This window comes from Novipirellula sp., assembly GCF_041583735.1.
GTDB lineage: Bacteria > Planctomycetota > Planctomycetia > Pirellulales > Pirellulaceae > Novipirellula.
This window is the reverse complement of sequence record NZ_JBFHFD010000327.1, coordinates 1-9,250: the sequence shown is the minus strand read 5'-3', so window position 1 is coordinate 9,250 and position 9,250 is coordinate 1. Positions and strand designations below refer to the sequence as shown.

Below are 9,250 nucleotides of genomic sequence, written 5' to 3'. Positions count from 1 at the left end.
GCAGCAGTCGTCGACATGTTGACCGGAAGGGTTTCAAGCGGCATCAAATTAGGCAATTTCGAGGCTTTAGCAGCCTTCGAGAGATTGTCGACGATGCAGTGCGAGGGGTCAACGGCGAATTGATCGCTAAGCCATCGCGGCGCGTGATTTCCAGAGGTAATAAATCGCACGCACAGTCGCGTAGACCGCTATCGCGGTCAGAATGCCAGCGGTGTCCGCCACAAAATCCATCGGGTCGGGCGATCGACCGCGGACGAAACCTTGTGTGTATTCGTCAATCGCGGCGTAGCTCATGCCAATAATCGCAATGATGCTAAAACGTCGAACCAGTCGATCCGACGTGGTCACGTAGCACATCAGCATCCCCAGCCCCCCGAAGGCGGTGAAGTGCATCAGTTTGTCACTAATCTTGGGCGGTGTGATCATCGAGCTCGGGATGTGAGTGAGCACGAAGAGGACCAACCAATAGCCCCCCAGCGCAAAGATCGCTAGCCGGAAGCCAAGGATCGTTTTTTTCGTGATAGACTGCATCGATGTCCCCATGTTGGGATAAGCTGGAGCAGATGACATTAGAAACTCCGTTTTGTTCAAGACAAGGTGTTTCGACAAGGACCGGCGTCGGGCTGAGCGGCTAATGCCGAACTTGCCCCTCTTCCGGGTGTGTTGGCGGTGTCTGATCCTCCATCAACTTTCCCTCTCCATTTTTTCGACAAGGAATCGACGGTGCTAAACCAGCTGCTTTGCAAGCGTTTCGCGATCACAACCCCTGCCAAACTCCACGTTCTCACGCTGACGATTGTCGCATCGACGGTTTTTGTGTTTGCTTCGTCGGAGACGGCTCAGGCCCAATCTGCTGAATCCACCCAGTCCCCTGCAGCGGTTCCATCGGAATCCGCGAGGAAGGATGATGAGGAAACTGCCAGCGAAAAGGCAAACGCAGCGAAGAACTGGAAACCGCTGGAAGGTTCTTGGGTTGCTTGTCAATTTGGGGGTGATGGAGAAGTCGAGATCAAAGGCAATTCGGCCAAAATCGCTTACGGCGACCCGCTGTCGGGGATCCGCTGGGAAGGCGACGTGCTGCGAGAAAACTATGAAATTGCATTGGAAGCGCGTCGCACCGAAGGCTACGACTTCTTTTGCGGTTTGACGTTTCCAGTCGGTGAGTCGAAGGTCAGTCTGATCATGGGCGGGTGGGGCGGCGGGATCCTTGGGATCAGCAACGTCGACGATAACGACGCCAGCCAGAATGCAACAACTCAGTTTCGCAATTTTGACAACGACAAGTGGTACAAGGTGCGTGCTCGTGTGACTGACAATGCCATCGAGTGTTGGATTGATGGCAAAAAGCTGATCGATCAGCCGCGTGAGGGACACGTCTTTGATATTCGTGCCGAGATGGAACAATGCGAGCCGCTGGGGGTTGCCGCGTTTCAATGTGACTCGGAGATTCGCAACATGCGGGTTCGCCGATTGACGGCAGACGATTTGAAGCCGCAGAATCAGGGTAAATCAGACAAGGCAGCTTCCAAGACGGACGCCGCCACAAAAAACGAAACGAAGCAAAACGAAACGAAGCAAAACGAAACGAAGCAAAACGAAACGAAGCAAAAGGAATCGAAGTGAGTGACCGAGAAATGGATTTGAGTGCGTTCGACCCACAGGATGTGGAATTGCAAGCCAAGTTGATGTTCGAGTCCGACTCGTATTGGATGGGCCGTGCGCTCGAATTGGCTTTTCAAGCTGTCGACGCAGACGAAGTTCCGGTCGGCGCGATCATTGTTCGGGATCACTCCATCATCGGGGCAGCATCGAATCAACGTGAAAGCTTGAAAGATCCGACGGCTCACGCCGAAATGATTGCAATCACGCAAGCGGCGGCGGCGGTCGAAGATTGGCGGCTCGAACAGACCACACTCTATGTCACGCTCGAACCTTGCATTATGTGTGCGGGAGCGATTCTGCAGTCCCGGATTCCTCGCGTCGTTTTTGGCGCGAGCGACCCAAAGGCAGGTGCTGTGGCCAGCATGTACCACTTGCTCGAAGACACTCGCTTGAATCATCGCTGTTTGGTCACGTCCGGTGTGATGGCGGATCGCTGTGGCAAAGTGTTGACCGATTTCTTTGCCAGCAAACGCGCCATGGGCAAGAAGTAGCTGCGGGCAAGAAATTGCGGCGCGCTGAAAACCGCGGCGTGGACCGAGTCGCCGCCGCGTGATTGGAGTCCTTAAAAGGTTCAAAAGGGGGCGCGGAGCCGTCGGGGACCTTTTTCGGGACGTCAGCCCGTTGGCAAATTGCCACGAAATAGCGGGAAAGCAATGGCAAAGTGTTCCGGTTTTGCAGATTCTCGGACTTTTGCTGTTTCTAATGCCAAACAAACTAAGCCTTTGCGATCGAGCCAGCCGATACTACCGGTACAACCCGAATTGCTCTCTCGCAAACCGCTGCCACCCTGCTCGTTCATCCTGCTTGGGTAGCTGGTGAGGAGTGAGAGAAGATTTCGGTGCGAACCCGCCAAAGCTTTGCGTTGACGTTGTCAATCAAAGAGGGCGGTCAATAGGCATAGAGTGACGGATGTGTCACTTGACAAACCAAACTTCATGAAGACGGTGGAACACGCGATGTCGGTACGGAAGCTGACGGCAAGCCTGCTCACAACATTAGCGATGCTAGGCGCCATTGCCACAGGAAATGCACAAGACCATGTGCCACCAGCGGACCCGCTAGCGTTCGATCCTGACTTTCAATGGTTCCGGCCTGTCTATGATATGGACTTGGCCGATATGAAGCCAAAGAAGCGGGCCAACACAGGTTGGTTTGCGACTTATGATCGACTGGCTCTGTACGCATCGCGGCCTGAGTTAGAGATTGCTCAAGACGCTGAAACGAAACTCGACCAGGGTTGGGGACATCGCTACGAGATCGGGTACATGTTGCCGGATGTCGAGCACGGTTGGATGTTCACCTTCACTCAACTGAACGGTCCTGGCAAACGAGATGTCTTGGCGACCGAACGTTTGATTCGCTTTGGCGTTGTCCCCGACGACGATGGCGAAAATGGACCGGTCATTCAGGGCGATGGTAACACGCTGGGCTACGACCAACGATTGTATATCGTCGGCGATTCGGTCAACGTCATGGACTTTAACAGCTACGAGCTGAACAAGACCTGGCGGATGGAACCTTATCACTACGGCGGCATCCTCGAACCGTTCGTCGGTTTCCGTTGGGCACGGTTGAACGATTACAACAGCCAGCAGAACTACATCACGACGGCGAATGGTTCGGCACTTCCGGATCCCAACTTCGGCGACGACTACGAACAACTGACCACCAACTCGGTGATCACTGAAAACGAGATCCTGGCGGGGCAGTTTGGTTTCCGCTATGTCAAGTTCCGTGAACGCTTCACCTACTCCGCTGATTTCCGCGGTATGGTCGGTGGCAGTTTGCAAACGGCAAGGTCGCAACGCAACGTCGATACGACCACTGGCATCGGCGATACCCCAGACAACAACTTTTCGTCGCAGACACGTGCTCTGTATGACCGCAACGAAGAATTTGTGATCGGGTTTGATATTCGCGGCGAGTTGGCTTACCAACTGACCAAGGCAATCAAGATTCGTACCGGTGTTCAAGTGATTGACTTGGCGACCGGGATTTGGCGAGGCGGTCCAGTGGACCCAACCGGCACCAACCAAGAGCAAGGCGGTTCACAAGACCAAGATGTTGTGATGGTCGGAGCGACGTTCGGTATCGAACTGAATCGCTAATTCAAAAAGCACACCACGCTATTTATTTAACCGGGACATGTTTATTACATGTCTCGGTTTTTTTATGCGCCCAATGCGATGATCCGTAGGAGTGCTTCCGGCTCATAAATATGACAACTCGACGCGTAAGCGAGGGAAATTTGTTCTTGATGCGGTCCCTTGCTGACGCGTCGGGTTGGGATCGTGATTGCGCAGCGACCCTGGACTCTCGAAGTTCTTTAACCCGGCCGGCGTGACGGTCGGATACAAAGAATTGACGGACTCTCGGTAGCGAGCTAATATTGCTTCTATGTCCCACCTTGCCCTTCCTGCCGCTGGCCCCCTCCACCACGTTGCTGTGAAATCAGTTGCGGTCCGTGGTTTGCGTCTCGCCGTGTTGGTCTGGTTGGTGCTTTCGCAATTCCCAATGCCAGTGGTGCACTCGCACGAAACCTTGCGTGACAGTTCGCTCATCTCGCATCTAGCGCGGCATCATCAAATCAGTGACCCGATATCCCCCCTGGACTCTCCTTCGCTAAGCGATCGGGCGTCCCAGGATTTGCATTGGCATCTGTTTTTGCCATCTGATTTTTTGGCGCGCTGTGCTGACGAAATGAATGGTCCTCATTCGGCTTCGTTCTCACCGCTGGGACTTTGGGGGGACGATGGGGATTCCGTGGTGGATCTCGATTCGGCAAGCGTGTGGAGTTCGCTGCACGCCGATGCAATGAGCCACTGGGTAGCGGTTCGCAATCCTGGGGTTGTTGTACCGCCAGCGAGTGAAACTCTGCCAAGTCATTCTTTTACGCAAACGTATCTAAACGTGCCTCTATGCACACTTGTTTGCGTCATGCGGACCTAGTTCGTCCCGCTCTCTCTCGGTAAGCGTCCGCTGGCTTGCGCACTCGCGTGCGCATGATTATCGGTTCGCGTGTCGTTGTTGGCACCCAAGAGCTATGGCCCTCAGCACCACTCATTCTTCTCCGCACTCCGTCTTTGGATCGTTTCAAGGACACTTTGGCGAATACGAACTATGCATAAGAAATTGCTTTACGCGCTCGGAATATGCGCTCTCATTGTCAGTGTCACATTTTTTCTCTGGCCGAGGTCCGAGCATCCAAGTGTGGAATCGGTCGATCTTGCTTCGGCCGAGGTTGATTCGGCGAACACTTCCGCTGCGGAAATTCGCACGGTCAAATTGCCGCCGCCCAAAATCGCCTCTGCCGCAATCGAAGTCGAAGCGGTTAAACGCAGACCGTTGCAACCGACGTGCACGCTGCCCGGTCGGCTGGACTATGACCAAAACCGTCACGTCTCGATCCATTCTGCATGTGAGGGAATTCTGACCGAGATCCTGGTGCAACCTGGCAACGAGGTCACTCGCGGCCAAGTCGTCGCCCGCATCAGTAGCCCCGAAGTCGGCCAAGCCCGCAGCGAGGTTCAATCAAGATTGGCAAGTCTGCAGCTAGCCGTGAACGAACAAAAACGCAATTCGGAAATATGCAGCGGCGTCGAAGAGCTAGTGGCACTGATTCGCGCCGGAGAATCGCCTGAAAACCTCGTAACCCGATTGGCGACTGAGACTTTGGGGGATTATGGACGCACGTTGATCGAAGCGTATGCGCGAAAACGTTCGGCGATCGCGATTGCCGATGGATCTCGCGAAGCCGCAGATGTCGGTGCGATTGCGGGACGGATCCAGACCGAACGCGAGCGAGAAAGGCAAACCGCTGATGCCGCGCTTACGTCGCTGATGGAGCAGGCGTTGTTTGATGTGGGGCAACAATGCAAACAGTCGACTGCCGCCGCCGAAGCCGCGCAACGAGAGGTCGATATTGCGCTTCAGCGGCTCAATGCCCTGCTTGGACCTGCGGCTCCTGTGGTGACGCAAGCGTCGTTCAGCAAAGTGAAAAAGGATACGCTTTCGAACGTTGATCTTGTTTCGCCAATCGACGGTACGGTCGAGGAACGGTTGCTAACCGCGACCGAGCGTGTTTCGATCGGCGTGCCGATCTTTACGATCGCGGACACCACACACTTATGGGCTGAAGCCGATATTCGGCAAAGTGATTGGAATGCAATCACCATCGGACTCGGACAAATCGTAACGATTACGGCGCCCGCGATTGCGAACTTTTCATTCGAAGGCGAAGTGATTGTGGTGGGGCGGCGAGTGAATTTGGCGACTGGGGCAGCGCCGCTGGTCGCTCAGATCACATCCTCGGACACTCGGTTGCGTCCAGGAATGTTCATTCGCATGACCGTCCCGACGGCAGAGTCACGCGACGTGATTGCGGTGCCGACCAAGGCGGTGGTGGTGCACGAAAATCAAACGTTTGTGTTTGTCGCAGACAGTGATACCGAATTTCGACGCGTGGATGTCGCGACAGGCGAACAGCAGAACGAGATGACCGAAATCACTTCGGGGTTAAAAGTCGGCGATCAGGTCGTGGTCGAAGGCGTTTTTAAACTGAAGAGCGAAATTCTTCTTGCCGGCGAGGAGGAATAAGCAAATGTTACAAAAACTGATTGAATTCTGTCTCGAGAATCGCTTCATCGTCCTCGCCGTTACCTTTTTGATGGCTGCCGCGGGCGTGAAAAGTGCGATCGAATTGCCGATCGACGCGGTTCCCGATATGACCAATGTCCAAGTTGCGGTGATCACCGACGCCGGTTCGTTGTCACCGGTCGAAGTGGAACAATACATCACCTATCCAGTCGAATCGACCATGGGCGGATTGCCCAACGTCGAAGAGGTCCGCAGCGTATCGAAGTTCGGCATCTCCGTCGTTACGATTGTTTTTGACGAGGGCACCGATATCTATTTCGCTCGCCAAGTCGTCACCGAGCGTCTGCCGACCGCCGCTGCGGCAATCCCGCCAGGCTATGGGACTCCTGAATTGGGGCCGTTGACCACGGCGCTGGGCGAGATCTTGCAGTTCGAGGTGCGCGGCGATGGCTACACGCCGATGCAATTGCGGACAATGTTAGAGTGGGAGATCGCACCCAAGCTGCGGGAAGTACGCGGCGTGACCGAGATCAATACGCACGGCGGTTTCTACAAAACATTCGAGATCCGCCCCAACCCCGATGCCCTTGTTAGTAACAATGTCACACTCAGTGATCTGTTCAGCCGTGTCGAAGAGAACAATGGTTCGACCGGCGGCGGTTATGTCGTTTACCACGACGAGCAGCGGTTCATCCGGGGGGAGGCGTTGCTAAAAGACGTCGACGAAATTCGCAGCATCGTGGTTCGTCGTAACGAGGATGGGGTACCGATTCTGTTGTCCGATATCGCCGAGGTCGAAATCGCTCCGATGACACGGCAAGGTGCCGTCACGCGTGATGGACGTGGCGAAGCAGTCACGGGGTTGGTGATGATGTTGATCGGCGAAAATTCGCGTGAAGTCGTCGAGCGAGTCAAGACGCGGATCGATGAGATTATGCCAACGCTGGCACCCGGCGTGAGGCTCGAAATCACCTATGACCGATCTGCGTTGATTGGCCGGACACTAAAAACCGTGATGAAAAATCTGATCGAAGGCGGCTTGTTGGTCATCTTGGTGCTGCTAGTGATGTTGGGCAGCTTTCGAGCCGGGTTTATCGTCGCGTTGGCGATCCCGTTGTCGATGTTGTTCGCGGCGAACTTGATGTACGCCACGGCGATTTCGGCAAGTTTGATGAGTTTAGGTGCCATCGACTTTGGGTTGATCGTCGATTCGTCGGTAATCATGATCGAAAATTGTATGCACAAACTTTCGCACAACGTGGGCAATGCTCGAAAGCGTGTCGAAGTGATTCGTGACGCGTGTATCGAAGTGCGTAAACCGACGATGTTCGGAGAACTGATTATCGCGGTGGTGTACGTCCCGGTGCTGTTGCTCGAAGGGACCGAAGGGAAATTGTTTCGGCCGATGGCGATGACGGTTTTGTTTGCATTATTTGGATCGTTGATTCTATCGATGACGTTGATGCCAACCCTTGCTGCGATCGCGCTGCCGAGGAATCTGACCGACAAAGATGTCTTCTTTGTTCGCTGGGTCAAATGGATTTATCGGCCGCTAGTCCATCGTGCCATCGCGGTTCCGGCATTGACCGCGCTGATCGCATTGAGCGTGTTTGGCGTCAGCGTGCCAGTGGCAATGCGATTGGGAGCCGAGTTCATGCCACGGCTCGAAGAAGGCGACTTGCTGGTCGAAGCAGTGCGTTTGCCCAGTGCAACGATCGAAGGTGCAACGGAAATGAGCACCGAGATCGAGACAATTTTGATGGAGTTTCCCGAAGTCAAAACCGTCTTTTGCAAAACCGGACGTCCGGAAATTGCAAACGATGTAATGGGAGTTCACCAGACCGATGTGTGGGTGATTTTGAAACCGCATGACCAATGGCGCGAAGGCATCACACGCGATGATTTGATCGCCGAGATGGACGAACAACTTAACGGCCGAGTCGCCGGAGTTGCATTTGGGTTTACTCAACCGATCGAGATGCGAGTCGACGAGTTGGTCGCAGGGGTCAAATCCGATGTCGCGGTGTTGCTGTACGGAAACGACTTGGACGTATTGGCCAAGAAATCCAAGGAAATCGAAAGCGTCTTGAAGATGATTCCGGGTTCCGCGGATGTGCGTGCCGATTATCAAGCCAATTTACAAACGTGGTCGATACGTCCCAACCGCGAAGCGTTGGCACGATACGGAATCAACGCCTCGAAAGTTTTGGGGGCGATCGAATCGTTGGGCGGACGCAATGTTGGCACGATCATCGATGGTCGAGCCCGCTATCCGATCTTGGTGCGGATCCCCGAAGAATGGCGCAAAGACGAAGCATTGCTGCGGCAATTGCCCGTCGATTCGGTCGGCGGACGGATTGTGCCGCTAGGCGAATTGGCCGATCTGAAACTCGAGGAAACGCCTCCGTCGGTCGAGCACGACAACGTGCGACGACGAACCTTTGTCGCTGCCAACGTTCGCGGCCGAGACGTTGCCAGTTTTGTCGGTGATGCAAAACGGGCCGTGGCCGAACAAGTCGATCTGCCTGTGGGGTATGAGATTCGTTGGGGAGGTGATTTTGAGAACCTGCAGTCCGCCAGTCGTCGCTTGCTCGTGATCACTCCAATTGTGTTGCTGCTGATCTTCCTGCTGTTGCACACCTCGTTCCATAGTGTGTCGTTGGCGATGTTGATCTTTATGGCCGTGCCGATGGCGGCCAGCGGCGGGATCTTTGCACTGGCGCTGCGTGACATGCCGTTTAGTATTTCAGCCGGTGTCGGTTTTATCGCACTGTTCGGTGTCGCCGTGCTGAACGGTTTGGTCTGGGTGAGTGCGGCGGAAAATGCCCGCTTGGCTGGTTTGCCGATGGGTCAAGTCACCGAGCAAACGGCACTGAATCGTTTGCGGCCCGTATTGATGACCGCCTTGGTGGCCAGTTTCGGATTTATTCCGATGGCGTTTTCGACCAGCGATGGTGCCGAGATGCAGCGACCACTGGCCACCGTGGTGATC

General features: G+C 54.7%; 7 protein-coding genes. 6 read left to right on the top strand and 1 reads right to left on the bottom strand.

Features of this window, described 5'->3' with window-relative positions; all coding sequences use genetic code 11:
• Nucleotides 1–126: 126 nt before the first annotated feature.
• Complete coding sequence (locus ABX962_RS21325; RefSeq protein ID WP_372722110.1) at nucleotides 127–570, bottom strand: VanZ family protein; 444 nt, start codon at nucleotides 568–570, stop codon at nucleotides 127–129.
• Nucleotides 571–723: 153 nt separating this feature from the next.
• Between ABX962_RS21325 and ABX962_RS21320 the strand changes: the two genes are divergently transcribed.
• From ABX962_RS21320 to ABX962_RS21295, 6 genes are all read left to right on the top strand, one after another.
• The gene (locus tag ABX962_RS21320) at nucleotides 724–1,623 is read left to right on the top strand and encodes a family 16 glycoside hydrolase (RefSeq protein WP_372722108.1); all 900 of its coding nucleotides are present in this window, start codon (nucleotides 724–726) and stop codon (nucleotides 1,621–1,623) included.
• A gap of 62 nt (nucleotides 1,624–1,685) precedes the next feature.
• On the top strand, nucleotides 1,686–2,153 hold the full coding sequence (gene tadA / locus ABX962_RS21315) for a tRNA adenosine(34) deaminase TadA (protein ID WP_372722112.1): 468 nt from the start codon (nucleotides 1,686–1,688) through the stop codon (nucleotides 2,151–2,153).
• Between the two features lie 444 nt (nucleotides 2,154–2,597).
• Complete coding sequence (locus ABX962_RS21310; RefSeq protein ID WP_372722106.1) at nucleotides 2,598–3,770, top strand: hypothetical protein; 1,173 nt, start codon at nucleotides 2,598–2,600, stop codon at nucleotides 3,768–3,770.
• Nucleotides 3,771–4,059: 289 nt separating this feature from the next.
• Entirely contained in the window at nucleotides 4,060–4,611 is a 552-nt protein-coding gene (locus ABX962_RS21305; RefSeq protein WP_372722104.1) for a hypothetical protein, read from the top strand.
• A gap of 261 nt (nucleotides 4,612–4,872) precedes the next feature.
• The gene (locus ABX962_RS21300; RefSeq protein ID WP_372722102.1) at nucleotides 4,873–6,258 is read left to right on the top strand and encodes an efflux RND transporter periplasmic adaptor subunit; all 1,386 of its coding nucleotides are present in this window, start codon (nucleotides 4,873–4,875) and stop codon (nucleotides 6,256–6,258) included.
• A gap of 4 nt (nucleotides 6,259–6,262) precedes the next feature.
• Nucleotides 6,263–9,250: efflux RND transporter permease subunit (locus tag ABX962_RS21295; protein ID WP_372722100.1), on the top strand; the 2,988-nt coding region annotated here is incomplete at its 3' end.

Coding starts and splice junctions, on each gene's coding strand:
- ABX962_RS21325 (WP_372722110.1), bottom strand. CDS start 570: ATGTCATCTGCTCCAGCTTATCCCAACATGGGGACATCGATGCAGTCT.
- tadA (WP_372722112.1), top strand. CDS start 1,686: ATGTTCGAGTCCGACTCGTATTGGATGGGCCGTGCGCTCGAATTGGCT.
- ABX962_RS21310 (WP_372722106.1), top strand. CDS start 2,598: ATGAAGACGGTGGAACACGCGATGTCGGTACGGAAGCTGACGGCAAGC.
- ABX962_RS21305 (WP_372722104.1), top strand. CDS start 4,060: ATGTCCCACCTTGCCCTTCCTGCCGCTGGCCCCCTCCACCACGTTGCT.